Genomic DNA, 26963 nt, shown 5'->3' on the forward strand with positions numbered 1-26963 from the left:
CAGGGGATGGGATCGAGATCGAGGACCGCGGCCGTGGTCGCGGCCACCGCGGTGGCGATGGTCGCCGCCGGGCTGCCGGCGGCGGCCGGGCAGGAGCCGAGCGCCGGCACCGGGCATTCGATGGCGCCGTCGGCGGCCGCGTTCGCGCAGCGTACCGTCACGCTGATCAGCGGCGACCGGGTCGGCTTCACGGGCAGCGGGAACGGGCTGCAGGTCAGCGGGGTGACCCCGGGCGCCGGGCGGGGGAACATCGCCTTCACCAGGGCCAGGATCGACGACCACGAATACGTGGTCCCCGTCGACGCCACCCAGGCCCTGGCCGACGGGCGGGTGGACCGGCAGCTCTTCGATGTCACCGCGCTTGTCGCGCAGGGCTTCGACGACGCCGCCCGGGCGGACATCCCGCTGATCACCACCGCGCAGGCGGCTCCCGCGCTGCGCGGGTCGGCCGGGCGGGAGGCGTTCCCCGGGCTGGGACTGACGTCTCGTACGGTGCGCAAGTCCGAGGCGTCCACGGCCTGGCGGGGATTCCTCGCCGCCGCGTCGGGCACCTCCCGCGCCGCGTCCGGGAAGCTCTGGCTCGACGCGAAGGTCAAGGCGAGTCTCGACCGATCCGTCGCGATGATCGGCGCACCCGTCGCCTGGCGCAAAGGCCTCGACGGCAAGGGCGTGAAGGTCGCGGTGCTGGACACCGGATACGACCCGACCCATCCCGACCTGAAGAACAAGGTCATCGCGGAGAAGAACTTCTCCTGGGACGAGACTGTCACCGACCGCAATGGCCACGGTACGCACGTCGCGTCGACCATCGCCGGGAGCGGAGCGGCCTCGCAGGGGCGGTACAAGGGCGTCGCACCGGGGGCCGGACTCGTCATCGGCAAAGTCCTCGACTCCAGCGGGACCGGCGATATCAGCGGCATCCTGGCCGGCATGGAGTGGGCGGCCGCCGAACACGCCGACATCGTCTCGATGAGCCTGGGTTCCAGCCTGCCGAGCGACGGCAGCGATCCGCTGTCGCAGGCGGTGGAGACCCTGTCCCGCGACGGTGGGCCGCTGTTCGTCGTCGCGGCCGGAAACGAGGGCAGGCCGCACAGCATCGGCGCGCCCGCCGCCGCGCCCAGCGCCCTGACCGTCGGGTCGATCACCAAGCAGGGCGGGATGTCGCCGTTCTCGTCCCAGGGGCCCGCGGTGACCGACGGCGGCGTCAAGCCCGAGATCACCGCGCCCGGCAGTGCGATCACCGCCGCCCGCGCCGCGGGCACCCTGGGCGCGGTCGCGAACAGCCAGTACTACGCGACGCTCAGCGGCACGTCCATGGCGACCCCGCACGTGTCCGGCGCGGCCGCCATCCTCAAGCAGCGGCACCCCGGTTGGGACGCCCAGCGCCTCAAGGCGGCTCTCGTCGGCACGGCCGTCCCGGTCGACGGAGCGGGGGTGTACGAGCAGGGCGCGGGCCGCGCGGACGTGCCCGGCGCGCTCTCGTCCCGGATCACCGCCTCCCCGCCCGCGGTGTCGGCCGCACCGGTCTGGCCGTACGGCGGCAGCCCGGCCCGCACGGTGACCTACCGCAACGACGGAGGCAAGGACGTCCGGCTGAGCCTGTCCCTCAGCGGGACCGCACCCGTCTCGGTCGCCCCGCGCCAACTGACCGTCCCGGCCGGCGGCACCGCCGAGGTGACCGTTCGGATCGACACGCGCCGGTTGTCCGCGGGCGCCCACAGCGCGTGGATCACCGCTCGCGGCAGTGACGGCAGCGCGGTCCGTACCCCTGTCGGCATCGATGCCGAGGCGCCGACCGCCACGTTGACCCTCGAGCCCGCCGCCCTGCGGCCCGGGGTCGAGACGGCGTACACGAACCTGGTGGTGCAGAACGAGAAGACCGGCCAGGCGCAGTTGGTCGGCCTCACCACGGCCCCCGAGGAACTCCGGCTGCCGCTCGGCGACTACCGGGTGTTCGGCGGGGTGTGGGAGTACGTCCGCCACGGCAGGGCGAGCGTGCCGGAGAGGTCCGTGTCCGTCGCCCGGCGCGTCACCCTCTCCGGCGACCGGACGCTGAAGACCGACGTGTCCGCGGCGAAGCCCGTCACCATGGGCATCGACGACCCGAAGATGCGGATCAGCGAGCAGGGGTCGGCGACCGGGCTGGTCTCGTCGACCGGCGCGGGCGCCCCGGTCGGGCTGGCAGCGCCGATCTACGCCGGTGCCTACACCTCTTACGCCGTCGGCAGCCCCCGGATACCCGGGCTGACGTACTTCTCGGCCGCAGCCTGGGAGCAGCCGTACGTCCTGGCCACGACCGTCGGGGGCACAGGCGCCCCGGTGGACGTTCCGGTGTGGCTCGTGTCCTGGCAGCGGATGGATTGGAACGTGGAGGCGCAGGTCACCGACGCCGGCTACGGCGCGGACCTGACAGGGCTGCGGCTCAAGGACCGGATCGTGCTCCTCGAGACGGACTGGAGCCTGCCCTGGGAAGAGCAGACGCGGCGGTACGAGGCCGTCAAGGCGGAGCATCCGGCGGCGATCCTGCTGGCGGGCTCGGCGTCGATCGACCCTGCCGACCCGACGCTGGGCACCGGCGACCAGGGGGTGGCACTGCTGCGTGAGCGGCTGGCCGAGGGCGAGCTGACCCTTCGGATCAGCGGCGCGCGCAACGGTGACCGCAGCTACTTCACGTTCCACACTCATGGCGACGGAGTGCCGGCCGGTGCGCACTGGCAGGACCGGCGCCGGGACCTGGCCCGCGTGGACCACGGTTTCCGTACCACCGGATACCCGAACGACCCCAAGGGGATCTACGGGTGGGCCACGTACAACGGTCTGCAACTGGCCCAGCAGTGGACGCTGTTCCGGGCACCGCACCGGATGACGGCGTACTACACACCCGACGTCCCGTGGACGACGGCCACGTTCGAGTACGCGACGGACGCCGGGGCGCTCGGAGCGCAGTACACCAACCCGACGGTCTACCGCCGGGGGCGCACGGTGACCGACAACTGGCTCACGGGGCCCTTCAATCCGTCGCTGTCGGCGAACGGACCCGACGGCCGGGCACAGGCGACCCGCGACGGGGACAAGCTGCGCCTTGCGCTGCCGATGTTCTCGGACGCGGCGGGCCACCGGTCGGAGCCCGCGCGGTCGGTGGAGTCCGGCGAGACGGTGCTGCGCGACGCCTCGGGCAGGGTGCTCGACCGCAACGACGTGCCGGGTCAGGGTGTTTTCGACGTGCCCGCGCGTGGGCAGTGGTACGAACTCGCCTCCTCCGCGCATCGCGACGCCGCGGAGTGGGCGCTCGGCACGCACGTGACGGACACCTGGCGGTTCCGCTCGGAGCACACCGGCGGTGAGCGCCCGCTGCCGTTGCTCGACACGCGCTACGACATGGCCGGGCTGGACGGTGACAACTCGGTGCCCGAGGGGTCGGAGTTCACCTTCGGCCTCGGCATCGACCGCCCGGGGGCGGGCGGCGGCGCCGACGGCGAGCGGGTGTCGGTGCAGTACTCCACGGACGACGGCGCCACCTGGCAGCCGGCGAAGGTGCGGGGCCGGGACGGGGACCGGCGGGTGACCGTACCCGCCATGGACACCGGCTGGGTCTCGCTGAAGGTGACGGCCTCGGACCGTACCGGCGCGTCCGTCACGGAGACGGTCACCCGGGCCTATCGGGTGGGCTGCCCCGAGTACTGGTGCGCCTTCGCCCCGGCATGGCCGCACTGGCCGGCCGGATAGTCCGCAAGCCGATGCGACGACGGTGCGGGCCGGGCCTCGGGGGCCCCGGCCCGCACCGTCGTGCCGTGCCGGTGCTTGCCGAAGCCGAAGCCGAAGCCGATGCCTCCGCCCGACGACCGAGCGGCCGTGCGCACGCACCCGGCGGCGCTCTGGCCACCGGTCAGGCGACCTGCTCCGCAACCGGCTCGGTCAGCTGCTCGACGACGCTCGTCCCGCTGCCCGGCTGCGACTCCCACTCCCAGGCCTCCTCCAGGCGTACCCGGCCGTCGGGCAGCTCGACGACCGTGGACACACAGTGCCCGGACGAGGTGCTCCCGTCGTGCTTGAGCTGCACGTACCGGAAGTCCAGCCGGTCACCTGACCGAGTGCCCACCAGCCGTCCGCGCACGACGTCACCGCCCGCGTACTCCGCCCAGATCGCGCCGTCCTTCTCGTGGTACGCGAACCGGGTACGCGTACCCACCTGACCTGGGGCCTGGTCCGCCACCGGGGCGAGGACGAGTCCGTCGAGCGAGCGGGCCATGGGCGGAGGCTCCCTTACTGAGACTTACGGCAGCGGGCTAGGGTGGAAAACGTAAAGCACTCGCGGGAGCCCGGACGCACCGGGCTGAGAGGGAGGCTGGCGGCCTCCGACCGTACGAACCTGATCCGGGTCATGCCGGCGAAGGGAGGGGCTGGACGCCCATGTCGCCTACGCGTACGTCAGACGTCCTCGTCGTGGGGGGCGGAATCATCGGACTCGTGACGGCGTGGCGGGCCGCGCAGCGCGGGTTCGCCACGGCCGTCGTGGATCCCGAGCCCGGCGGCGGGGCCGCGCAGGTGGCGGCCGGGATGCTGGCCGCCGTCACGGAGCTGCACTTCGGCGAGCAGACCCTGCTCGGCCTGAACCTCGCCTCGGCCCGCCGCTACCCGGACTTCGCGGCCGAGCTCACCGAGCTCACCGGCCAGGACCTCGGCTACCGCCGCTGCGGCACGCTCGCCGTGGCGCTGGACGCCGACGACCGCGCGCATCTGCGCGAACTGCACGTCCTGCAACGGCAGTCGGGCCTGGACTCCGAGTGGCTGTCCGGGCGGGAGTGCCGGCGCCTGGAGCCGATGCTCGCGCCGGGCGTGCGTGGCGGGCTCCGGGTCGACGGCGACCACCAGATCGACCCGCGGCGGCTGGCGGCCGCCCTGGTGACCGCGTGCGGACGGGCCGGTGTGGTCTTCCACCGGGAGTGGGCCGAGCGGCTGGACGTCGCGCGGGAGCGGGCGGCGGGGATCGTCACCCGCGAGGGCACGACGCTGGGCGCGGAGCAGGTGGTGCTCGCGGCCGGCAGCCTCAGCGGGCGGCTCGCGGGCGTCCCGCCGGACGTACGGCCGCCCGTGCGGCCCGTGAAGGGGCAGGTGGTCCGGCTGGCGGTGCCACGGCGGTACGCGCCCTTCCTGAGCCGGACCGTACGGGCCGTGGTGCGCGGCAGCCAGGTCTACCTGGTGCCGCGGGAGAACGGCGAACTGGTCCTCGGGGCGACGAGCGAGGAACTGGGCTGGGACACCACGGTGACGGCGGGGGGCGTGTACGAGCTGCTGCGCGACGCGCACGAGCTGATGCCGGGCATCACGGAGCTGCCCCTCACCGAGACCCGGGCCGGGCTGCGCCCCGCCTCCCCCGACAACGCGCCCCTGCTGGGCCCGACCGCGCTGGACGGGCTGCTGCTGGCCACCGGGCACCACCGCAACGGCGTGCTGCTCACGCCGGTCACCGGTGAGGTGCTGGCGCATGCGCTGGCCACCGGTTCGCTGCCGGCCGAGGCACGTCCCTTCACCCCCGCGCGGTTCGCCGCCGCCGTACTCACGGAGCAGCCCGCATGAACACCTCCCTCACCATTTCCGTCAACGGGGAGCCCCGGGAGATCACGCCCGGCACGGCTCTCGACACCCTCGTCCGGACACTCACCGCGGCGCCGTCCGGCGTGGCCGCCGCGCTCAACGAGACCGTCGTCCCGCGCGGGCAGTGGCCGGCCACGGCCCTGTCCGAGGGCGACCGCGTCGAAGTCCTCACCGCCGTCCAGGGGGGCTGACCCATGGCCGACGATCCCTTCGTCATCGGCGCTACGTCCTTCTCGTCCCGGCTGATCATGGGTACGGGCGGTGCGCCCAGCCTCGACGTGCTGGAACGGGCGCTGGTCGCCTCCGGCACGGAGTTGACGACGGTCGCGATGCGGCGGGTGGACCCGTCCGTACACGGGTCCGTGCTGTCGGTGCTGGAGCGGCTCGGGATCCGGGTGCTGCCGAACACGGCGGGCTGCTTCACCGCGGGCGAGGCCGTGCTGACGGCACGGCTGGCGCGGGAGGCGCTCGGTACCGACCTGGTCAAGCTGGAGGTCATCGCGGACGAGCGGACGCTGCTGCCGGATCCGATCGAGCTGCTGGACGCGGCGGAGACGCTGGTGGACGACGGGTTCACGGTGCTGCCGTACACGAACGACGATCCCGTGCTGGCCCGGAAGCTGGAGGACGTGGGGTGCGCGGCGGTCATGCCGCTGGGGTCGCCGATCGGGTCGGGGCTCGGGATCAGGAACCCGCACAACTTCCAGCTGATCGTCGAGCACGCGCGGGTGCCGGTGATTCTCGACGCGGGGGCCGGTACGGCTTCGGACGTGGCGTTGGCGATGGAGCTGGGATGTGCCGGTGTGATGCTCGCCTCGGCGGTGACGCGGGCGCGGGAGCCGGTGCTGATGGCTGCCGCCATGCGCAGCGGGGTGGAGGCGGGGAGGCTGGCCCGGCGGGCCGGACGGATTCCACCGCGGCACTTCGCGCAGGCGTCGTCGCCGGTGTCCGGACTGGCCACGCTGGACCCGGAACGCCCGGCCTTCTAGACCTGTCCTCCACCCGCACACCGCCCCGTTTCCACCGTTTCCGGCCGACCGGAAACGGTGGGCGCGGGAGCGGATCGGGGCACCCGGACGGTCGTGGAAAGCGTCACAGGTCGGCTGCAGTACCGGGCCGATATCGGCTGAGGCGGGTGGTCCGTCCGCGGTGGCTCGTAGACTCACCTGGTGGATACGACCCTTAAGGACCCCCTCGTCGGGCAGATGCTCGACGGCCGGTATCGCGTCGACGCGCGGATCGCCGTCGGTGGGATGGCCACGGTCTACCGGGCCGTGGACACCCGTCTGGACCGCGTCCTCGCGCTCAAGGTGATGCACCCGACGCTCGCGGTCGACGGTTCCTTCGTCGAGCGGTTCATCCGCGAGGCCAAGTCCGTCGCCCGGCTCGCCCACCCCAATGTCGTTCAGGTGTTCGACCAAGGGAACGACGGGTCGTATGTGTACCTGGCGATGGAGTACGTCGCCGGCTGCACCCTGCGCGACGTGCTGCGCGAGCGCGGGGCGCTGCAGCCGCGCGCCGCCCTGGACATCCTGGAGCCGGTGCTGGCCGCGCTGGGCGCCGCCCACCGGGCCGGGTTCGTGCACCGCGACATGAAGCCCGAGAACGTCCTGATAGGGGACGACGGACGGGTCAAGGTCGCCGACTTCGGTCTGGTGCGGGCCGTGGACACGGTCACCAACACCACGGGGACCGTGCTGGGCACCGTCTCCTACCTGGCCCCCGAGCAGATAGAGCAGGGCACCGCCGATCCGCGTGTCGACGTCTACGCGTGCGGTGTCGTCCTGTACGAGATGCTGACCGGCGACCGGCCGCACGAGGGGGACTCCCCCGCCATCGTGCTCTACAAGCACCTGCACGAGGACGTGCCGCCGCCCTCGACCGTCGTGCCGGGGCTGCCGTACGCGCTGGACGCGCTGGTCGCGACGGCCACCGCGCGCACCCCGGACGTGCGGCCGTACGACGCCGTGGAACTGCTCTCCCAGGTCCGCCGGACGCGTGACGCGCTGAGCCCGGCCCAGCTGGACGCGGTACCGCCGCAGGCGGCCGCGTCGGCGCACGACATCGCCGAGGACCGCACGAGCGTCATCCCGCGCGCCCTGACCGTGCTGCGGCCGCTGCCCGTCAACGAGGACGAGGGGCCCGAGGCCGGGTTCCACCGCACCAGCGTGCTGGAGAGCCCGGCTCCGCTCCCGCCGCGCCGGCGGTCCGCCGGGGCCCGGCGGCGGCTCGCCACGATCGTCGCCGCCGTCCTGCTGGTGTTCGGTGTCGGTGCGGGCGTCTGGTACATCAACTCCGGCCAGTTCACCAAGGTCCCACCGCTGCTGGCGAAGACCGAGGACCAGGCCAGGGCCCGGCTGGAGGCGGCCGGGCTGGAGGTCGGCACCGTCCGGCAGGCCTACAGCGACACCGTGAGGCGCGGCACGGTCATCGGCACGGACCCGGCGCCGGGCGAGCGGATCCGCGACCACGACGCCGTGACGCTCACCCTCTCCAAGGGCCCGGAGACCGTGAAGGTGCCGGACCTGTCGGGTTACCGGCTCGACAAGGCGAGGGCCGCGCTGAAGGCCGAGGGGCTGGAGCCGGGTCTCGTCACCCGGGAGTTCAGCGACGACGTCCCCCGGGGCTTCGTCGTCGCCACGTCCCCGGAGTCGGGCACGACCCGGCACGCGGGTTCGGTGATCGCCCTCACCCTCAGCAAGGGCACTCCGGTGGATGTGCCGGACGTCACCGGGGAGGACGTGGCGGACGCCAGGGCCGACCTGACGGAGGCGGGCCTGAAGGTGAAGATCGCCGCTGAGCGGGTCACCTCCGAGTACGACGCCGGACAGGTCGCGAGGCAGAGCCCGGACGCCGACGGCGAGGCGGCCGAGGGCGACACGGTGACACTGACGGTGTCCAAGGGGCCGGAGATGGTCGAGGTCCCGGACGTGGTCGGCGCCGGGGTGGACGAGGCCAGGCAGCTGCTGGAGTCCTCCGGCTTCACGGTCGAGGAGGACCGGGGCCTGCTCGGTCTGTTCGGCGACACCGTCAAGCGGCAGTCGGTGGACGGCGGCGACACGGCACCCAAGGGCTCGACGATCACGATCACCATCCGGTGACCGGGAGTCGCGGGACAGGCCGTCGGACGGCGGACCGCCGGACCTCCGGTGCCGGGGCGCACCCGCCCGCATGACACCCTGAACGGGTGAAGAACGAGCAGTCCGGCCCCTCCCGCAACCCCGTCGGCGGTCACGTCCCCGTGGCCGGCGGCCTCAACTCGGTGGGGCTGACCTACGCCCGCGACCTGGGGGCGGAGACCGTGCAGGTCTTCGTCGCCAACCCGCGCGGCTGGGCCACACCCCCCGGCAACCCGCGGCAGGACGAGGAGTTCCGCGCGGCGTGCGCGGCGGAGTCGATCCCGGCGTACGTACACGCCCCGTACCTGATCAACTTCGGCTCGCACACCGAGGCGACCGTGCAGAAGTCGGTGGAGTCGCTGCGGCACTCGCTGCGGCGCGGGCGGGAGATCGGCGCGCTCGGCGTGGTCGTGCACACCGGGAGCGCGACCGGCGGGCGTGAGCGGTCCGTGGCCCTGAAGCAGGTGCGCGAGCACCTGTTGCCGCTGCTCGACGAACTCACCCACGACGACGACCCGTACCTGCTGCTGGAGTCCACCGCCGGCCAGGGTGCCTCGCTCTGTTCCCGGACCTGGGACTTCGGGCCGTACTTCGAGGCGCTGGACGCCCACCCGAAGCTGGGCGTGTGCCTGGACACCTGCCACATCTTCGCGGCGGGCCACGACCTGACCGGCCCGAGCGGCATGCACCAGACCCTCGATCTGCTGGTGGACACCGTCGGCGAGGGCCGGCTGCGGCTGATCCACGCCAACGACTCCAAGGACGTGGCCGGCGCGCACAAGGACCGGCACGAGAACATCGGCGCCGGTCACATCGGCGAAGACCCGTTCCGGGCGCTGCTGACGCACCCCGCGACCGCGGGCGTCCCGCTGATCATCGAGACGCCGGGCGGCAAGGAGGGACACGCGGCGGACGTGGCGCGGCTGAAGAAACTCCGTGATTCCTGACCCACTGACGGAATACCCCTAGGGGGTATACGGTTCTTGCTGCACGCGGCAACCGCACACCGGCATCGGGGGCACGCATGCAGCACGAGGCACACGCACACGCGCACGAGGGGACGGCCGACGGAACCGCGGGCGCCACCTGGTCGATGGCCGCCCAGGCCACCCTGCACTGTCTGACCGGGTGCGCCATCGGCGAGGTGCTCGGCATGGTGATCGGCACCGCGCTGGGCTGGGGAAACGTGTCGACCACGGTCCTGGCGATCGTCCTGGCGTTCGTCTTCGGTTACTCGCTCACCCTGCGTGGAGTGCTGAAGGCCGGTGTCGGCTTCCGGGCCGCCTTCCGGGTGGCACTCGCCGCGGACACCCTGTCGATCGCCGTGATGGAGCTGATCGACAACGGCGTGATCGCGCTGTGGCCGGACGCGATGGACGCGGAGCTGGGCGACCCGCTCTTCTGGGGATCGCTGGCGATCTCCCTGGTGATCGCCTTCGTCGTCACGACACCCGTCAACAAGTGGATGATCGGCCGCGGCAAGGGGCACGCGGTGGTGCACCGGTACCACCGGCACTGACCACTCAGAGTTCGGGGCCGTCCCCGGGCTTCTCCTGGTAGGAGTAGCGCTGCTCGCGCCAGGGGTCGCCGACGTTGTGGTAGCCGCGCTCCTCCCAGAAGCCGCGGCGGTCGGCGGTCATGTACTCCACGCCGCGCACCCACTTGGGGCCCTTCCAGGCGTACAGGTGGGGGACGACCAGGCGGAGCGGGAAGCCGTGTTCCGCCGTTAGCAGTTCGCCGTCCTTGTGGGTGGCGAAGATGGTGCGCTCGGCGGCGAAGTCCGCCAGCCGGAGGTTGGAGCTGAAGCCGTACTCCGCCCACACCATCACATGGGTGACCGCCGCTGCGGGCGGGGCGATCTCCAGGATGGTGCGCGCGGGGATGCCACCCCACTCGGCGCCGAGCATGCTGAACTTCGTGACGCAGTGCAGATCCGCCACCACGGAGGCGTACGGCAGGGCCGTGAGCTCCTCGTGGTTCCAGCAGCGCTTGTCGCCGTCGGCGGTGGCCCCGAAGACCCTGAACTCCCAGCGCTCGGGCCGGAACTTGGGCACCGGCCCGTAGTGCGTGACCGGCCAGCCGCGCTGGAGTCGCTGTCCCGGCGGAAGCTCGGTCCGTACCGCTGCTCCTGATTCCCGCTCCACCGGCTGACCCATGTCTCCATCCTGACAGACCTCGGGCAGTGCATCGGACCAGGGACTACCGAAACGGGCAACTGGTACTAAGCATGCACTAACTTACTAAGTACGCACTTACTGGACGATCTTCGACACCGGTGAAATCATGCGCCCGCAACCTCCCCCGTTCCCCACCGTGGAAGGAGCCTCTGCGATGCAGGGCGACCCCGAGGTCATCGAGTTCCTGAACGAGCAGCTCACCGGCGAGCTCACCGCGATCAACCAGTACTTCCTGCACGCGAAGATGCAGGAGAACTTCGGCTGGACGAAGCTCGCGAAGTACACGCGGCACGAGTCGTTCGACGAGATGAAGCACGCGGAGGTGCTGACCGACCGGATTCTGTTCCTGGAGGGTCTGCCGAACTACCAGCGGCTGTTCCACGTGCGGGTGGGACAGACGGTCAAGGAGATGTTCGAGGCCGACCGGCAGGTGGAGGTCGAGGCGATCGACCGCCTCAAGCGCGGGATCAAGGTGATGCGCGAGAAGGGCGACATCACGTCCGCGAACATCTTCGAGGACATCCTCGCCGACGAGGAGCACCACATCGACTACCTCGACACCCAGCTGGAGCTGGTGGAGAAGCTCGGTGAGGCGCTCTACCTCGCGCAGCTGATCGAACAGCCGGAGAGCTAGGGCCGGGCAGGCCCCTAGGCCGCCTCTTCCAGGCCGGGCAGCCCGGACAGTTCGGCGAGCACCGGCATACCCTCGTCGGCCAGCTCACGCCGCGGGCACGCGCCCCGGCCGAGGAGAGCCTGGATCCGGCGCACGCACGACCCGCAGTCCGTGCCCGCCTTGCAGGCGGAGGCTATCTGGCGAGGGGTGCAGGCACCGTTCTCCGCGTGCTGCTTGACCTGCGCCTCGGTCACACCGAAGCAGCTGCACACGAACACGCGAAGTCACCTCCCGACAGGGTCACTGGTCTGGGGCCAAAGGTCTTGCCGAACCGAATTACCGAAGCCCGATGATCGGTGAGGCTAACCTAACCTTACCCGCCACACAGGAACCATAAAAGTCGGGTGGGGCGTGGATCCGATGTGATCCACGCCCCACTTCACGCTCCGGTGACCGACCGCACCGTCACTGTGACCGGTACATCTCCGCGACCAGGAACGCCAGGTCGAGCGACTGGCTGCGGTTCAGACGCGGGTCGCAGGCCGTCTCGTAGCGCTGGTGCAGGTCGTCGACGAAGATCTCGTCGCCGCCGCCCACGCACTCGGTGACGTCGTCACCGGTGAGCTCCACATGGATGCCGCCCGGGTGGGTGCCCAGGCCCTTGTGGACCTCGAAGAAGCCCTTGACCTCGTCGAGCACGTCGTCGAAGCGGCGGGTCTTGTGGCCGGAGGCCGCCTCGTACGTGTTGCCGTGCATCGGGTCGGTGATCCAGGCGACGGACGCGCCGGAGGCGGTCACCTTCTCGACCAGCTCGGGCAGCTTGTCGCGGACCTTGTCCGCGCCCATCCGCACGATGAAGGTGAGGCGGCCCGGCTCGCGGTCCGGGTCGAGCCGCTCGATGTACTGCAGCGCCTCCTCGGCCGTGGTGGTCGGGCCGAGCTTGACGCCGATCGGGTTGCGGATCCTCGACGCGAACTCGATGTGCGCGTGGTCCAGCTGCCGGGTGCGCTCGCCGACCCACACCATGTGCGCCGAGACGTCGTACAGCTGTCCGGTGCGGGAGTCGACCCGGGTCAGGGCGGACTCGTAGTCGAGCAGCAGCGCCTCGTGCGAGGAGAAGAACTCGACCGTCTTGAACTCCTCCGGGTCCGTGCCGCAGGCCCGCATGAAGTTCAGCGCGTTGTCGATCTCGCGCGCCAGTTGCTCGTAGCGCTGCCCGGACGGGGACGACTTCACGAAGTCCTGGTTCCAGGCGTGCACCTGCCGCAGGTCGGCGTAACCGCCGGTGGCGAAGGCGCGCACCAGGTTGAGCGTGGAGGCGGAGGCGTTGTACATCCGCTTCAGGCGCTCGGGGTCCGGGATGCGGGCCTCTTCGGTGAACTCGAAGCCGTTGACCGAGTCGCCCCGGTAGGTGGGCAGCGTCACGCCGTCGCGGGTCTCGGTGCCCTTGGAGCGCGGCTTGGAGTACTGGCCGGCGATGCGGCCCACCTTCACCACGGGCACCGAGGCGGCGTACGTCAGCACGGCGCCCATCTGGAGCAGGGTCTTGAGCTTGTTGCGGATGTGGTCGGCCGACACCGCGTCGAAGGCCTCGGCGCAGTCGCCGCCCTGGAGGAGGAACGCCTCTCCCTTGGCGACGGCCGCCATCCGGGCGCGCAGCTGGTCGCACTCGCCCGCGAAGACGAGCGGCGGATACGACTCGAGGTCCGCGATCACTGCGCGCAGAGCCTCGGTGTCGGGGTACTCGGGCTGCTGCGCCGCGGGCAGGTCTCGCCAGGTGTTGCCAGCGCTGGCGCTGGTCTTAGCGTTCACGGTCACACCCCCAACATTACGGGGTCGTGTCGAGTCGTTTTCGTCCGGCTCGACAGGTGAGACGTCGTCTCGCGGATCGGTCCGCCCGCCGGGCGGGCATGGGGTAGGGTGCCAGACATGTTCGCGCCTTCTCCCGGGATCTCGACCCGGAACTGGTGGTGGACCGCTCATCCGGCGGCCCACTGACTGCGCGTACGCAAGACTTTCGCGAAGGCCGCCCGAGGGCGGCCTTCGGCGTTTTCCGCCCGCGCCGGGCCGTTCCTCCCACCTCGAAGGACACGGACCCATGCGCCTGCTCGACCTGCTCGACGACCCCCGCCCGTTCGCCCTGCTGCGCCGCCGCGCCCCCGGCCACGACGACGCGGTCGTGGAGGTGCTGCTCGGACCGGTCGACACGTACGACCGGCTCGCCGACCTCCCCGCCGAGGGCCTGGCCCTCATCCCCTTCCGCCAGATCCGTGAGCGCGGCTTCGACGTACGCGACGACGGCACGCCGCTGGCGTTCCTGACCCCCGAGGAGACGTACGCCGTCCCGCTCGCCGACGCCCTGGCCCAGCTGCCGGGACACGAGGTACGGGTCGAGGAGGGCGGCTTCGACGTCGAGGACGAGGAGTACGCGCGGATCGTCGGGCGGGTGCTGCGCGACGAGATCGGGCGGGGCGAGGGCGCGAACTTCGTGATCCGGCGGACCTACACCGGTGAGCTCCCCGGGTTCGGCCGCGCGGACGCCCTCGCGCTGTTCCGCCGGCTGCTGGCGGGCGAGCGGGGCGCGTACTGGACCTTCGTGGTGCACACCGGGGAACGCACACTGGTCGGCGCCAGCCCGGAGGTGCACGTCCGGATGTCCGGCGGCACGGTGGTGATGAACCCGATCAGCGGAACGTACCGCTACCCGGACGGGGGACCCACGCCGGAGCACCTGCTGGACTTCCTCGCCGACGGCAAGGAGATCGAGGAGCTGTCGATGGTCGTCGACGAGGAGCTCAAGATGATGTGCACCGTCGGCGACCGGGGCGGGGTCGTCGTCGGCCCGCGGCTGAAGGAGATGGCGCACCTCGCGCACACCGAGTACGAGCTGCGCGGCCGCTCCTCGCTGGATGTGCGGGAGGTCCTGAAGGAGACCATGTTCGCGGCCACCGTCACCGGCTCTCCCGTGCAGAACGCCTGCCGGGTCATCGAGCGGTACGAGCCGCTCGGGCCGGACGGGGTCGCACGCGGCTACTACGCGGGGGCCCTGGCACTGCTCGGCCGGGACGCCGGCGGGGCCCAGACCCTCGACTCCCCCATCCTCATCCGCACCGCCGACATCGACCCGGCCGGGCGGCTGCGGGTGGCGGTCGGCGCCACGCTCGTGCGCGGCTCCGACCCGGCGAGCGAGGTCGCGGAGACCCACGCCAAGGCGGCGGGGGTGCTGGCGGCGCTGGGGGTGCGTCCGTCCCGGCCACGCGGGGAGCGCTCGCGGCCCCGGCTGGCGGACGATCCCCGGGTGCGGGCCGCGCTGGACGGGCGGCGGGCCTCGCTGGCGCCGTTCTGGCTGCGGATGCAGGAGCGGACGGCGGAGCTGGACGGGCACGCCCTGGTCGTCGACGGGGAGGACACCTTCACGGCGATGCTCGCGCACCTGCTGCGGTCGGGCGGGCTGGACGTGACCGTCCGGCGCTACGACGAGCCAGGACTGCGGGAGGCGGTGCTCGCGCACGAGGGGCCGGTCGTCCTCGGGCCCGGCCCCGGCGATCCCTCGGACCTCACCGACCCCAAGATGCGGTTCCTGCGGGAGCTGACCGCGCGGGTGCTCCGGGAGCACCGGCACGGCGTCCTCGGGGTCTGCCTCGGGCACGAGCTGATCGCGGCCGAGCTGGGGCTGGAGATCGTCCGCAAGGAGGTGCCTTACCAGGGGGCCCAGACGGAGATCGACCTGTTCGGGCGGCCCGAGACCGTGGGCTTCTACAACAGCTTCGTGGCGCGCTGCGACGACGACGCGCTCGCGGAGCTGGCCGCGCGGGGCGTGACGGTCAGCCGTGGCGCGAACGGAGAGGTGCACGCCCTGCGCGGACCCGGCCGTACCGGGGACGCGCCCATGAACGCGGTCGCCGGCGTCCAGTTCCACCCCGAGTCGGTGCTGACGCTGAACGGCCCCGCCGTCGTCCGGGAGCTGGTCGGTCAGCTGCGCGGCGCGAGCACGTTCCGCGAGCGGCGGCCGGCCGTGTAGTCGAGGACGAGCCGCTCGATCAGGGGCTTCTCGTCCGTCTGGACGCCGAAGGCGAGGATCTCCACGACCGCTCCCGTTTCGCTGGGTTATGGGCCGAATGCACGGCCCATAACCCGGTATCGCCGGTTCGGTCGATTGAGCCGGTTCAGGCAGTTCGATCGGTCAGTTCGTTCTCGTCCCGTTCGTTCTCGTCCGGTTCGTTCTCGTCCCGTTCGTTCTCGTCCGGTTCGTTCTCGTCCGGTTCGTTCTCGTCCGGTTCGTTCTCGTCCGGTTCGTTCTCGTCCGGTTCGGTTCGGTTCGTTCGGTTCAGCCGAAGAACACGCCGACTTCCTCGTACAGCTTGGGGTCCACCGTCTTCAGCTTGGCCGTGGCCTCCGCGATCGGGACGCGGACGATGTCCGTGCCGCGCAGCGCGACCATCTTGCCGAAGTCGCCGTCGTGGACGGCCTCGATGGCGTGCAGCCCGAAGCGGGTGGCGAGCCAGCGGTCGAAGGCGCTCGGGGTGCCGCCGCGCTGGACGTGCCCCAGCACGGTGGTGCGGGCCTCCTTGCCCGTGCGCTTCTCGATCTCCTTGGCGAGCCACTCGCCGACGCCGGACAGCCGGACGTGTCCGAAGGAGTCGAGCGACTGGTCCTTGAGGACCATGTCCCCGTCCTTCGGCATGGCGCCCTCCGCCACGACCACGATCGGCGCGTACGACGCCTTGAAGCGGGAGGTGACCCAGGCGCACACCTGGTCGACGTCGAAGCGCTGCTCCGGGATGAGGATGACGTTGGCGCCGCCGGCCAGACCGGAGTGCACGGCGATCCAGCCCGCGTGACGGCCCATCACCTCGCAGACGAGGACGCGCATGTGCGACTCGGCGGTGGTGTGCAGACGGTCGATCGCCTCGGTCGCGATCCCCACGGCGGTGTCGAAGCCGAAGGTGTAGTCGGTCGCGGACAGGTCGTTGTCGATGGTCTTCGGCACGCCGACGCACGGCACGCCGTAGTCGTCGGACAGCCGGGCGGCGACGCCGAGGGTGTCCTCGCCGCCGATCGCCACGAGCGCCCCCACCTCGTGCTTGGCGAGGTTGTCCTTGATACGGCGGATACCGTCCTCCACCTTCAGCGGGTTGGTCCGCGAGGAGCCGAGGATCGTGCCGCCGCGGGGCAGGATGCCGCGCACCGCGGGGATGTCGAGGCGGACGGTGTCCCCTTCGAGGGGCCCCCGCCAGCCGTCCTTGAAGCCGACGAACGCATAGTCGTACTCCTGTACGCCCTTGCGCACGATGCCCCGGATGACGGCGTTGAGCCCGGGGCAGTCACCGCCTCCGGTCAGTACTCCGACCCGCATGGAAATGTCCCTTCGCCGGGTTGCCTGGTGAGGGTCACGGTAATAGTGATCCAGGTCACTTCGGCATGGGTGGGAAAGGCAATTCCGGTGAATTGTCGGGCGGTTTGTTTACGTGTGGGGTCCGCTCATCGGCTTTACGCGTCGGCAGCGCCCGTCCCGACCGTCGTCGGCCCGACGGCCATTCGTCGTCGGGCCTGCGGCTACTCGTCGTCGAGCCCGCGGCTACTCGTCGTCGAGCCCGCGCTCTATCGCGTACCGCACCAGTTCCACCCGGTTGTGCAACTGGAGCTTGCCCAGGGTGTTCTGGACGTGGTTCTGGACCGTGCGGTGGGAGATGACCAGACGCTCGGCGATCTGCTTGTAGCTCAGACCCTTGGCGACCAGCCGCAGCACCTCGGTCTCGCGGTCGGTGAGCCGGGGCGCGTCGGGCCCGTCGGCGCCGGCCGAGGGCGCGGGCTCGGCGGCGAGGCGGCGGTACTCGCCGAGGACCAGACCGGCCAGGCCGGGTGTGAAGACCGGGTCGCCCACGGCCGTCCGGCGCACGGCGTCCAGCAGTTCCTCCGTCGACGCCGACTTCAGCAGATAGCCGGTCGCGCCGGACTTCACCGCCTCCAGCACGTCGGCGTGCTCGCCGCTCGCGGACAGCACCAGCACCCGCAGTGCCGGGTCGGCGGCGACGACCTCCTTGCAGACCTGGACGCCGGGCTTCGCGGGCAGGTTCAGGTCGAGGACCAGGACGTCGGGCACGGCCGCCTTCGCGCGGCGCACCGCCTGCTCGCCGTCGCCCGCGGTGGCGACCACCTCGAAGCCGGCCTCGTCCAGGTCGCGGGCCACGGCGTCGCGCCACATGGGGTGGTCGTCGACGACCATGACCCTGATCGGTCCCTGCTGTTCACTCATCGCTGCTGCTCCGCCTTCCCCCGCGTCCGCGTCACGTCGTCGCGTCGTTCTTCGTGTTCTTCGTGTTCTTCGTGTTCTTCGTGCTGGTCGTGCTGGTCGTGTTCTTCGCGTCGGTCGTGTTCTTCGCGCCGGTCGTGTTCTTCGTCGCGTCCTTCGGCACCGTCAGCTCCACCTCCGTGCCCTGCCCCGGTGTGGAGCACAGCTCTGCGCTGCCGCCCAGGTCGCGCAGTCGTCCCCGGATCGACAGGGCCACGCCGAGCCGGCCCTCGCCCTCGGCCTGCGCGAGCCGGCCCTCGGGGATGCCGGGCCCGTCGTCCCGGACGGTCACGACGACCGAGCCGGGCTCGTCCTCGACCAGGATCCAGGCCCGCGCGTCCGGCCCGGCGTGTCCGCGTACGTTGTCCAGGGCCGCCCCGACGGCCGCGGCCAGCTCCTTAGCGACGGCCGGGGCCAGCAGCACCGGGGCACCGGGCTCGGCGAGGCTGACCCGGGCGGCGGCGTAGCGGGCGAGCAGCGCGCGCAGGTCCACCGGGCCGTCGTCCTCGGATTCGTCGACCGCGTGGACCAGCGCCCCGTCGGCGGCGTCCCGCGACACCCGGGACACCGGGACCATGCCGCCCGAGACCAGGGTGCGCAGCGCCACCTCCTGCTCCCCCGCCATCCGGCCCAGCTCGGCCGCCTCGCCGCCGATGACCGCGCCGCGCCTCTGGACCATCGCCAGCACCTGGAGCACGCCGTCGTGGATGTCGCGGGCGAGCCGCTCCCGCTCCCTGGTCGCGGCCTCGATCTCCAAGGCGCGGGCGAGGGTGCGCTCGGAGGCGCGGGCGACCTCGACGACGTAGCCGATGGCGATGGAGGCGACCCAGACGAGGATCACGTTGTGGACGGTGTCGCGGGCCGGAGTGCCGCGCTCGACGAGGTTCACGGCGGCCACCAGGGTGGAGGCGCCGGCCGCCCAGCGCCAGCCGCCCTTGACGGCGAAGGCCAGGACGGATCCCGCGGTCCATATCGACGGCAGGGTCGGGCCCCCGTCGAGGATCCGCGCGTGGGAGTCGGCGACCGGCGTGAGCAGGATGCCGGTGAGCGCGACCGCGAGGTCCAGGGCGAGGAATCGTTTCGTGCAGCTCGCCGCGTTCGCGACCTTCGGCAGGGTGGCCAGGGTCCATCCGCACAGGACGACGTAGTAGGCGATGGCCACCCAGGGGCGGACGAAACCGTCGTAGGCGGTGGCGAATAAACCGACCGCGTACAGCATGGTCAGCACCCGGTAGGCGGTGAGCGCGCGCCACAGCGGCTGCTCGACGGACATCCTCATGACTCTGACGCGCTTGGCCAATCCCCCCACGCCCCACCCCCGGGAAGTCGTGCCCGGGCTCTAGGTCTGCGGCTTGTGCTCCGGCTTGTGCTCCGACCTGTCCTTCTCGGCCTGTTCCCTGACGGCCTGCGCGAGCGCGGCCTTGGCCGCCTTCTCCGCCGCCTTCTCCGCTTCCTTCTCCGCCTTCGCCGCGTCCGAGAGCTGCCGCTTGGCGGCCGTCGCGTAGATGTCGACGTACTCCTGGCCGGACAGCCGCATGATCTCGTACATGACCTCGTCGGTCACCGCGCGGAGTACGAAACGGTCGTGCTCCATGCCCTGGTAGCGGCTGAAGTCCAGCGGCTTGCCGATCCGGATGCCGGGCCGCATCACCTTCGGCATGACCTTCCCGGGCGGCTGGATCTTCTCCGTGTCGATCATGGCGACCGGGATGACGGGCGCTCCGGTGGCGAGCGCCACGCGCGCGAGGCCGCCGGGCTTGCCGCGGTAGAGGCGGCCGTCGGGCGAGCGCGTGCCCTCCGGGTAGATACCGAACAGCTCGCCGCTCTCCAGCACCTCTATACCGCTCTTGATGGCGGCCTCACCGGCGCCGCGCGCGCCGGAGCGGTCCACCGGGAGCTGGCCGACGCCCTTGAAGAAGGCGGCCGTCAGCCGGCCCTTCACCCCGGGCGTGGTGAAGTACTCGGCCTTCGCGATGAAGGTCACCTTGCGGTCGAGGACGGCGGGCAGGAAGAACGAGTCCGAGAAGGACAGGTGGTTGCTCGCAAGGATCGCCGGGCCCTCGGCGGGTACGTTCTCCAGGCCTTCCACCCAAGGCCTGAAGATCATCTTCAGCGGCCCGCCGATGGAAACCTTCATCGCGCCGTACAACAACCGAGTGCCTCCTGTTTGTGTCGCTCAGACCTTAACCCGGAGTGCCGTCAATGAGCCCGACGGCCCTGGTCGGTGTCAGTGCGGTCGCGTACGGTGAACCACACCCGGAAGAGTTCACGACCCTGACATGAACAGGAGACCGAAGGTGCCGGTCCTTCCTGGAGCCGAGCCGTACCGCCATGAGGGCGGGGAGGTCGGTGTCCTCCTCTGCCACGGTTTCACCGGTTCCCCGCAGTCGCTGCGCCCCTGGGCGGAATACCTCGCCGAGCGCGCGCTGACCGTGTCGCTGCCCCTGCTGCCGGGACACGGCACCCGCTGGGAGGACCTCCAGCTCACCGGCTGGCAGGACTGGTACGCGGAGGTCGACCGGGAGCTGCGCGCCCTGCGCGACCGCTGTGCCCGGGTGTTCGTGGCCGGCCTGTCCATGGGCGGGGCGCTGGCCCTGCGGCTCGCCGCCCGGCACGGGGACGGCGTCGCCGGCGTGATCGTCGTCAACCCCGCGAACAAGGTCCACGGCCTGTCCGCGTACGCCCTCCCGGTCGCCCGTCACCTCGTCAGGACGACCAGGGGAATCGCCGACGACATCGCGAAGGACGGCGCCGCGGAGATCGGCTACGACCGGGTGCCGCTGCACGCGGCCCACTCCCTGCGGACCTTCCTCGGGCTGGTCGACGGCGAGCTGGCGCAGGTCACCCAGCCGCTGCTGCTCCTGCGCAGTCCGCAGGACCACGTCGTGCCCCCGGCCGACTCCGCCCGCGTGCTGAGTCGGGTGTCCTCGACGGACGTGACGGAGGTCAAGCTGGAACAGAGCTACCACGTGGCGACGTTGGACCACGACGCGGACCGTGTCTTCGAGGAGAGCTACGCATTCATCGGCCGGCTCGCACCCAGTGTCGGTAAGGAAGGGACGGCCGCAGGTGGCTGAGCACGACTCGGACCGCGAGGACCGCGAGGAGCGGGAGGACCGCGGGGGCCACGACGTGCCCGTGGAGCACGAGCCGGAGGACTCGGGCGTCGCCTTCGACGAGGAGGCCGCGTGGGCGGCGATCGTCGCGGGATACGGCACGGAGCCGCCGGACCCGCCGGGCGCCAAGCCCTTCAAGAAGGTCGAGGACCTGGCCCTGCTCGAGGCCGAGCCGAACGACGAACAGCCGGAGGAGAAGCAGCCCGCCAAGCCGCTCGGCAGCTCGGTCTCCTACGCGCCCGGCCTCGGGCCGCGCGACTACACCGCGCCGGAGGCGGCCGAGGAGGACCTCGGGGAGGACGACGAGGGTCACTTCGTGCCGCCCGAGCCGCCGCCCCTGCCCACCACGGACACGACCTCCCGGTTCGCGTGGCTGGGAGTGGTCGGCGGCCCGATCCTGCTCCTGGTGGCGGTCCTGCTCGGCTGGGACATGACCTGGTGGCTGACGACGCTCGGCATCGGCGGCTTCCTGGGCGGCTTCGCCACGCTCGTGGTGCGGATGAGGACGGACGACGAGGACGAGGGCGACCCGGGCCGGGGCGCGGTGGTCTGAGCGGGCCGAGCCGGCCGGGCCCGCCGAGCGGGCCGAGCCGGCCGAGCCCCGGCCGGCCTCAGCTCGCGGGCACGTACAGGGCGGCCAGCACCGGCAGGTGATCGGTGGCCGCCCGCAGGTCGGTCCCGGTCACGCCGGGCTGCCCCAACGGCACCCCGCAGCCCAGCACCCGCACCCCCTTCGTCGCGAAGAGCGCGTCGATGCGCTGGTGCGGGTCGGTGGGCGTGGAGGTGTACTCCCCGCCCCAGGGCGCGGTGGCCCAGCAGTCCTGGAGGCCCTCGGACAGCCGCCGGAAGGTGCGGCCCCCGGGGCGTTCGTTGAGGTCACCGCCCGCGACCGCGTGCTCCACGCCCAGCCCGGTGAGCCGGTCGAGGAGCAGTCCGCCCTGGTCGTAGCGCTCGTCCTGCTGAAGGCTGAGGTGGCAGCTCAGGACCCCGAGCCGGGCACCGCCGAACCGTACGACGGCCGTCGCGAAGCCCCGTCGGTGCAGTCCGGGGGTGAGCGGCAGCAGCACGTCCTCGGTCCGTTCGACGGTCGCGCGCAGCGAGCAGAGGATCGCGGGCCCCGCGGCCGTGCCGCCGCCGGAGAGGATCACCAGTCCGGACGCGGTGGCGAGGCGGGCCAGTTTCTTGCGCCAGCGGAAGAACCGCGGCGCCTCCTGGACGAGGACCAGGTCGGGGGCGCAGGCGCCGATCACCCGGGCCAGCGCGCCGGTGTCGTCGCGCATCGAGCGGATGTTGTAGGACAGGACTCGGACAACGGCCGAACCGTCCGGCTCGGTACGGGAGTTGGGCAGCAGCGCAGAGGTCGCCATGCCGATCAAGATACGCCGTGGCGTCCCGTACGTCCGGGTAGGGCGCCGCCCGGTCCGACGGTGCCCGGCGCACCCCGCACGACAGTGCCCGGAGTGCCGGGCGCGACGGCACCCGCGGCGCGACAGCGCCCGCCGTCCCGGACGCGGGCTCGGCGGGCGCTGTCGACAAGAACGGGGATCACATGATCGGGTCGGGCTCCCGGGCCAGGTCGGCCGCGCCCACCAGGCCGGCCTTGTTGCCGAGCTGGGCCGCGATCACGTCGGCGACCGGACGCCAGTTGCCGCCGACCAGCCAGCGCTTGTACGACTTGCGGATCGGGTCGAGGACCAGCTCGCCCTCGTCCGAGAGGCCGCCGCCGACGATGAACGCGGAGGGGTCGAAGAGCGAGGCCAGGTCGGCGAGGCCCGCGCCGGCCCAGCGGGCCAGCTCGCGGTAGGAGTCGACGGCGACCGGGTCGCCCTGCCGGGCGGCCATGGAGATGTGCTTGCCCTCGATGCCGTCGGGGGTGCCGTCACCCAGGGACAGCAGCAGGTCGGCGTGCTCGGGGGTGGCGTTGGCGCGCTGCTTGGCGTATCTCACCAGGGCGCGGCCGGACGCGTACTGCTCCCAGCAGCCCTGGGAGCCGCAGCCGCACAGCAGGCCGTCCGGCACCATGCGGATGTGGCCGAACTCGGCGGCCACGCCGAAGTGCCCGCGGCGCAGCTTGTTGCCGATGATGATGCCGCCGCCGAGGCCGGTGCCGAGGGTGATGCAGATGACGTTGCGGTGGCCCTTGCCGGCGCCGAACTTGTACTCGCCCCAGGCCGCGGCGTTCGCGTCGTTCTCCACGACGACCGGGAGGCCGACGCGGGCCTCGACCTCGTCCTTCAGCGGCTCCTGGCGCCAGTCGATGTTCGGCGCGAAGTAGACCGTCGAGCGCTGACGGTTGACATAGCCGGCGGCACCGATGCCCACGCCGACGATCTCGTGCCCCACGCGTGCGCCTTCGACGGCAGCGGCGATCGCGTCGACGATGCCCTCGGGCGTGCCCGGGGTCGGCACCTGGTGGGTCGAGAGGATGTTGCCTTCCTCGTCGACCACGCCGGCCGCGATCTTCGTGCCGCCGATATCGACGCCGATGGTGAGTCCCATGAATCCCTCAGTTTCGGTCGAGCCCCGCTACGGCCAACCGTACCCGAGGGGTCTTCAGTCCAAGTCGATGCGTTCCCCGGGGCCGCCCTCGTCACCGCGGTCACGGCGGTCGCCGAGGTCCTTGAGGTCGTCGTCGAGGTCCGCGGACCGGCCCGTCCAGCGCTGTTCCTGGGCCTGGACGGCGGAGCGGTAGGCGGCGAGCAGTTCGCCGCCGGCCGCGGCGAGGTGGTCGAAGACGTCCGGATTGCGCTCTATCACGGGCTCGACGGCGGCCTTGGCCTGCTGCACGACCTGGCGCACCACCTGCTGCGCGGCCGGCCCGGCGACCGCCCCGAACAACGGGGACTGGAGGCCGGACAGCTTGTCGGCGACCGCGTCGACGAGCTTGCGCAGCTCCTCGGCGGCCGAGCCCTGAGGCCGGCCGTAGTCGGTGCGGCGGCGGGCCCGCTCGGCCTCGAGGTCCTCGGCACAGGCCTTGGCCCAGGCGTCGTCGTCGGTCGCCCGGACCCCCGGGTTCTCGGCTTCGCTCATGACGGACTCCTGACTACGGTTCGTCCCTACGACGTTACCCGAACGGCGGTATCTCCTTCACCTGGCCCGCGGCCACAGCGCGGGGTCCGGGGCGAACCGGACACGCAGCTCCCCGTCACGCAGGGCGGCGCCGTCGACGGTGCAGCGGCGCAGGGCCGAGGGCAGGGCGACGATCCGGCGGAACTGTCCGGCCGTGACGACGAGTTCGTCACCGCGCCGGACGAGGTCGAGCTCGTCCCGTATCGCGCCGGGCAGCGGGAGGTGCCAGACGAGCACCCCGTCCGCGGCGAGCCGGTCGGTCACGGGCCACTCGACCGGGGCGGGCGCCGGGTTGACGCCGGGGGCGTCGAGGGCGGCCAGGTCGTCGGCGCCGTGCGGGTCGCGGCCCAGGTGGGCGACCGGGTGCACGACGTGCGACTCCTGCCAGTCGGCGAGCGCCTTGCGCTGCTGGGCGACGAGTCCGGCGAGCCAGGGGTCCCCGGCGGTCTCGGGCAGGACACGGTTGGCGACGAGGCACTCCACGGGCAGGCCGCGCAGGGCGAGACCGAGCTCGGCGGCGTGTACCGCCTCGGCGCCGGCCGGTCCGGGCTCGCCGACCAGGCGTACGGCCGTGTCCCGGTGCGCGAGGACGGCCTCCACCGCGGCGAGCTCCACGTCCCACCGGGTGGCCGTCTCGTACAGCGCCTCGCTGGGCATCGGGACGCCCGCGAGCCGGCCGAGGACCGGGCGCAGGGCGCGGGCGGCCTGCCGTTCGGGCGGAAGCAGGCGGCGCAGATAGCGGCGCAGTTCCTCGGGCAGCGCGAGCAGGGCGAGGGCCTGCGGGGTGGCGGGCAGGTCGACGACGAGCAGGTCATGGGTCTGCGAGAGCGAGGCGTCGCGCAGCGCGCGGAGCAGGTTGAGCTCCTCCGTGCCGGGCAGCGGGGTGAGCTCCTCGGCGTCGAGACGGGAGGCGCCGAGGAGGTCGAGGACGGAGGAGACGCGGTCCTGGAAGGCCGCGAGGTCGTCACGGAATCCGGCGACGGCGTCGGGGCGCCAGACGGTGAGCTGGGGGGTGACCCGCACCGGGGTGCCGCCGGTCGCCGTGCCCAGGGCCGTACCGAGGGTGTCGGTGCGGTCGGCGCCGAGCAGCAGGGTCCTGGTGCCCTCGCGTGCCGCGCGCAGGGCGGTGGCGGCGGCGACGGTCGTACGACCGGAACCGCCCGGGCCCGTGATCAGGATGGTGCGCATGGGGGTGAACGGTACCTCCGCGCGCCGGCCGCGCGTTCCGCTACTTCCCGCCCGACTCGACCCGCTTCTTCAGTCCCGCCAGCGCCCGGTCGATGATGACCTTCTCCGCCTTACGCTTGATCATGCCGAGCATCGGGATCTTGACGTCGACGGTGAGCAGGTAGGTCACCTCGGTCCCGCCGCCGCCCGCGGGCTTCAGCACGTAGGAGCCGTCGAGCGAGCGCAGCATCTGGGACTTGACCAGGGTCCAGGAGACCTCGTTCGCGCCGGTCCAGGTGTACGCCAGCGTCTGGTCGTCCTTGATCGCTCCGGCGTCCATGACGAGACGGACCTGCTCGGCGCGGCCCTGGTCGTCGGTCTTGAGGACCTCCGCCTCCTTCACCTCGCCGGTCCAGTCCGGGTAGCGGGCGAAGTCGGCGATCACTCCCATCACATCGGCCGGTGCCGCCTCGATGGTGATGCTCGAGCTGGTGTGTTCCGCCATCGCCGTGGCTCCTCCAGATGCGGGCCGGTAAGACGTCGTGGTGCGTGCTGCTGCGCAGGTGTGTGCAGCGTGAAGGCTACCGCGCACACGACGGGCCGATGTCACCCCACCTGCGCCCTCTCACCATTCCAGCGCCCACGGCCGCCCGGACCCGGCGAAGTGCCCGACATTCACGCACTCCGTCGCCCCGATCCGCATCCGTCGGACCAGTGGCTGGTGGACGTGGCCGAACAGCGAGTAGCGGGGGCGCGTGCGCCGGATCGCGTCCAGCAGGGCGCGGCTGCCGCGCTCGAAGCGGCGCGCGACGGTGTCGTAGACCAGTTCGGGCACCTCGGGCGGAATGTGGGTGCACAGCACGTCCACCTCGCCCACCGCCTCGATCTTCGCCGCGTACTCCTCGTCGCTGATCTCGTAAGGGGTCCGCATCGGCGTCCTGAGGCCGCCGCCGACGAAGCCGAAGACCCGGCCGCCGATCTCCACCCGCTGCGCGTCGAGGACGGTCGTGCCCGGTCCGGCGTACTCCTGCCAGAGGGACGGCATGTCGACATTGCCGTAGGTGGCGTACGTCGGTGTCGGGAACGCGGCGAACAACTCGGCGTACTGCTTGCGGATCGCGGTCTCGATCACGACCGACCGGTCGGAGCCGACCCCCGCCCACAGCCGGGCGCCGAGTTCCCGTGCCTCCTCGAAGCGGCGGGCGGTGCGCAGTTCCACGAGGCGGTCGGCGTTCTCGACGCCGAACAGGTCGGGGAAGATGCCGCGCGAGTGGTCGGCGTAGTCGAGGAAGAGGACCAGGTCGCCGAGGCAGATCAACGCGTCGGCGCCGTCGCCCGCTCTGGCCAGGTCACGGGCGTTGCCATGCACGTCGCTGACCACATGGACGCGGGTCCTCCGGTTACCGGCTGATGTGGGTGCCATGTCGATCAAGGGTAGGCGTGTGCGGCATATGTGAACAGTGGCGGCGGGACCTGCGGTTACTGGCTAGTCAGTTAATGCGTGGACTACTGTGCGCGAAGGAACACCAATCTGTGTGACGCAGCGAACATCTCGCCGGGACCCCCTGTCGAAGAAGCCATACCGGCGGGTAACGTCCGGGCAGTCCAGTCGTACTCAGGAATTCAACCAGCGGGCCTCCACCCGCCGGCGACGCCCGGGTACCTGCCCGAGCCTTGGACCGCACCGTCGCATCACACAACGTCGTGGCGCCGGCGCCCTATGAGGAGCAGCAGTCTTGCGCGAGTTCAGCCTTCCGGCTTTGTACGAGGTCCCTGCGGACGGCAATCTCACCGACATCGTCCGGAGAAACGCCG

At 71.8% G+C, this 26963-nt stretch carries 26 protein-coding genes and 1 riboswitch; of the genes, 12 read left to right on the top strand and 14 right to left on the bottom strand.

Annotation, left to right across the window (positions count from 1 at the left end):
* Nucleotides 1-6: 6 nt before the first annotated feature.
* Complete coding sequence (locus ACFV0T_RS32990; protein ID WP_385787330.1) at nucleotides 7-3726, top strand: S8 family serine peptidase; 3720 nt, start codon at nucleotides 7-9, stop codon at nucleotides 3724-3726.
* Nucleotides 3727-3886: 160 nt separating this feature from the next.
* Here ACFV0T_RS32990 and ACFV0T_RS32995 read toward each other — a convergent pair whose 3' ends face one another.
* Nucleotides 3887-4249: a hypothetical protein gene (locus tag ACFV0T_RS32995; protein ID WP_385787333.1), complete on the bottom strand. Its 363-nt coding sequence runs from the start codon at nucleotides 4247-4249 to the stop codon at nucleotides 3887-3889.
* 52 nt (nucleotides 4250-4301) lie between these two features.
* Nucleotides 4302-4413, top strand: a riboswitch (TPP riboswitch).
* On the opposite strand from ACFV0T_RS32995, the gene thiO reads away from it, so the two are divergent.
* From thiO to ACFV0T_RS33025, 6 genes are all read left to right on the top strand, one after another.
* Nucleotides 4411-5577 carry a glycine oxidase ThiO gene (gene thiO, locus ACFV0T_RS33000; protein ID WP_385787336.1) on the top strand — a complete coding sequence of 389 codons (1167 nt, stop codon included), beginning with the start codon at nucleotides 4411-4413 and terminating at the stop codon, nucleotides 5575-5577. It overlaps the preceding riboswitch by 3 nt.
* A complete protein-coding gene (thiS, locus tag ACFV0T_RS33005; protein ID WP_385787339.1) occupies nucleotides 5574-5786 on the top strand; it encodes a sulfur carrier protein ThiS in 213 nt (70 codons plus the stop codon). Before thiO ends, thiS begins: the two co-directional genes overlap by 4 nt.
* Nucleotides 5787-5789: 3 nt before the next feature.
* Nucleotides 5790-6584, top strand: coding sequence for a thiazole synthase (locus ACFV0T_RS33010; protein WP_385787342.1), 795 nt, complete (start codon nucleotides 5790-5792; stop codon nucleotides 6582-6584).
* Nucleotides 6585-6764: 180 nt separating this feature from the next.
* Nucleotides 6765-8696, top strand: coding sequence for a Stk1 family PASTA domain-containing Ser/Thr kinase (gene pknB / locus ACFV0T_RS33015; RefSeq protein ID WP_385787345.1), 1932 nt, complete (start codon nucleotides 6765-6767; stop codon nucleotides 8694-8696).
* An 86-nt stretch (nucleotides 8697-8782) separates the two neighbouring features.
* Nucleotides 8783-9661 (top strand): deoxyribonuclease IV, encoded by an 879-nt coding sequence (locus ACFV0T_RS33020; RefSeq protein ID WP_385787348.1) that lies wholly within the window; start codon nucleotides 8783-8785, stop codon nucleotides 9659-9661.
* A gap of 77 nt (nucleotides 9662-9738) precedes the next feature.
* A complete protein-coding gene (locus ACFV0T_RS33025) occupies nucleotides 9739-10233 on the top strand; it encodes a DUF4396 domain-containing protein (protein ID WP_385787351.1) in 495 nt (164 codons plus the stop codon).
* A 4-nt stretch (nucleotides 10234-10237) separates the two neighbouring features.
* Here ACFV0T_RS33025 and ACFV0T_RS33030 read toward each other — a convergent pair whose 3' ends face one another.
* The gene (locus ACFV0T_RS33030) at nucleotides 10238-10870 is read right to left on the bottom strand and encodes a sulfite oxidase-like oxidoreductase (protein WP_385787354.1); all 633 of its coding nucleotides are present in this window, start codon (nucleotides 10868-10870) and stop codon (nucleotides 10238-10240) included.
* Between the two features lie 175 nt (nucleotides 10871-11045).
* On the opposite strand from ACFV0T_RS33030, the gene bfr reads away from it, so the two are divergent.
* Nucleotides 11046-11525 carry a bacterioferritin gene (gene bfr / locus ACFV0T_RS33035; RefSeq protein ID WP_066992767.1) on the top strand — a complete coding sequence of 160 codons (480 nt, stop codon included), beginning with the start codon at nucleotides 11046-11048 and terminating at the stop codon, nucleotides 11523-11525.
* A 14-nt stretch (nucleotides 11526-11539) separates the two neighbouring features.
* Here the strand turns inward: bfr and ACFV0T_RS33040 are convergent, their stop codons facing one another.
* Together ACFV0T_RS33040 and ACFV0T_RS33045 are read right to left on the bottom strand one after the other, a co-directional pair.
* Nucleotides 11540-11782 (bottom strand): bacterioferritin-associated ferredoxin, encoded by a 243-nt coding sequence (locus ACFV0T_RS33040; RefSeq protein WP_385787358.1) that lies wholly within the window; start codon nucleotides 11780-11782, stop codon nucleotides 11540-11542.
* Between the two features lie 187 nt (nucleotides 11783-11969).
* Nucleotides 11970-13322, bottom strand: coding sequence for a class II 3-deoxy-7-phosphoheptulonate synthase (locus tag ACFV0T_RS33045; protein ID WP_385787361.1), 1353 nt, complete (start codon nucleotides 13320-13322; stop codon nucleotides 11970-11972).
* A gap of 111 nt (nucleotides 13323-13433) precedes the next feature.
* Here ACFV0T_RS33045 and ACFV0T_RS33050 point away from each other — a divergent pair, with 111 nt between their 5' ends.
* Nucleotides 13434-13502 (top strand): trp operon leader peptide, encoded by a 69-nt coding sequence (locus ACFV0T_RS33050; protein WP_385787399.1) that lies wholly within the window; start codon nucleotides 13434-13436, stop codon nucleotides 13500-13502.
* 100 nt (nucleotides 13503-13602) lie between these two features.
* Nucleotides 13603-15525 carry an anthranilate synthase family protein gene (locus ACFV0T_RS33055; protein WP_385787364.1) on the top strand — a complete coding sequence of 641 codons (1923 nt, stop codon included), beginning with the start codon at nucleotides 13603-13605 and terminating at the stop codon, nucleotides 15523-15525.
* A 306-nt stretch (nucleotides 15526-15831) separates the two neighbouring features.
* Here the strand turns inward: ACFV0T_RS33055 and ACFV0T_RS33060 are convergent, their stop codons facing one another.
* From ACFV0T_RS33060 to ACFV0T_RS33075, 4 genes are all read right to left on the bottom strand, one after another.
* Entirely contained in the window at nucleotides 15832-16860 is a 1029-nt protein-coding gene (locus tag ACFV0T_RS33060; RefSeq protein WP_385787367.1) for a 6-phosphofructokinase, read from the bottom strand.
* Between the two features lie 222 nt (nucleotides 16861-17082).
* Nucleotides 17083-17760 carry a response regulator gene (locus tag ACFV0T_RS33065; RefSeq protein ID WP_385787369.1) on the bottom strand — a complete coding sequence of 226 codons (678 nt, stop codon included), beginning with the start codon at nucleotides 17758-17760 and terminating at the stop codon, nucleotides 17083-17085.
* A 31-nt stretch (nucleotides 17761-17791) separates the two neighbouring features.
* Nucleotides 17792-19096 (bottom strand): MacS family sensor histidine kinase, encoded by a 1305-nt coding sequence (gene macS, locus ACFV0T_RS33070; RefSeq protein ID WP_385787402.1) that lies wholly within the window; start codon nucleotides 19094-19096, stop codon nucleotides 17792-17794.
* A gap of 39 nt (nucleotides 19097-19135) precedes the next feature.
* Nucleotides 19136-19933, bottom strand: a complete 798-nt coding sequence (locus tag ACFV0T_RS33075; RefSeq protein WP_385787372.1) for a lysophospholipid acyltransferase family protein — start codon at nucleotides 19931-19933, stop codon at nucleotides 19136-19138.
* A gap of 160 nt (nucleotides 19934-20093) precedes the next feature.
* Here ACFV0T_RS33075 and ACFV0T_RS33080 point away from each other — a divergent pair, with 160 nt between their 5' ends.
* On the top strand, nucleotides 20094-20873 hold the full coding sequence (locus ACFV0T_RS33080; protein ID WP_385787405.1) for an alpha/beta hydrolase: 780 nt from the start codon (nucleotides 20094-20096) through the stop codon (nucleotides 20871-20873).
* The gene (locus ACFV0T_RS33085; protein ID WP_385787375.1) at nucleotides 20866-21465 is read left to right on the top strand and encodes a hypothetical protein; all 600 of its coding nucleotides are present in this window, start codon (nucleotides 20866-20868) and stop codon (nucleotides 21463-21465) included. Before ACFV0T_RS33080 ends, ACFV0T_RS33085 begins: the two co-directional genes overlap by 8 nt.
* 58 nt (nucleotides 21466-21523) lie before the next feature.
* Here ACFV0T_RS33085 and ACFV0T_RS33090 read toward each other — a convergent pair whose 3' ends face one another.
* The 6 genes from ACFV0T_RS33090 to ACFV0T_RS33115 all read right to left on the bottom strand — a co-directional run bounded on the left by ACFV0T_RS33090 (nucleotide 21524) and on the right by ACFV0T_RS33115 (nucleotide 26571).
* Complete coding sequence (locus ACFV0T_RS33090) at nucleotides 21524-22279, bottom strand: endonuclease/exonuclease/phosphatase family protein (protein ID WP_385787378.1); 756 nt, start codon at nucleotides 22277-22279, stop codon at nucleotides 21524-21526.
* A 178-nt stretch (nucleotides 22280-22457) separates the two neighbouring features.
* The gene (locus ACFV0T_RS33095) at nucleotides 22458-23411 is read right to left on the bottom strand and encodes an ROK family glucokinase (RefSeq protein ID WP_385787381.1); all 954 of its coding nucleotides are present in this window, start codon (nucleotides 23409-23411) and stop codon (nucleotides 22458-22460) included.
* Between the two features lie 54 nt (nucleotides 23412-23465).
* Entirely contained in the window at nucleotides 23466-23942 is a 477-nt protein-coding gene (locus ACFV0T_RS33100) for a DUF5304 domain-containing protein (protein WP_385787384.1), read from the bottom strand.
* A gap of 57 nt (nucleotides 23943-23999) precedes the next feature.
* Entirely contained in the window at nucleotides 24000-25169 is a 1170-nt protein-coding gene (locus ACFV0T_RS33105; protein WP_385787387.1) for an ArsA family ATPase, read from the bottom strand.
* Between the two features lie 40 nt (nucleotides 25170-25209).
* Nucleotides 25210-25653: an SRPBCC family protein gene (locus tag ACFV0T_RS33110; RefSeq protein ID WP_385787390.1), complete on the bottom strand. Its 444-nt coding sequence runs from the start codon at nucleotides 25651-25653 to the stop codon at nucleotides 25210-25212.
* A 120-nt stretch (nucleotides 25654-25773) separates the two neighbouring features.
* Entirely contained in the window at nucleotides 25774-26571 is a 798-nt protein-coding gene (locus tag ACFV0T_RS33115) for a metallophosphoesterase (protein WP_385787393.1), read from the bottom strand.
* Between the last annotated feature and the right edge of the window lie 392 nt (nucleotides 26572-26963).

Origin of the sequence: Streptomyces sp. NPDC059582 (genome assembly GCF_042735715.1) — a bacterium.
GTDB lineage: Bacteria > Actinomycetota > Actinomycetes > Streptomycetales > Streptomycetaceae > Streptomyces.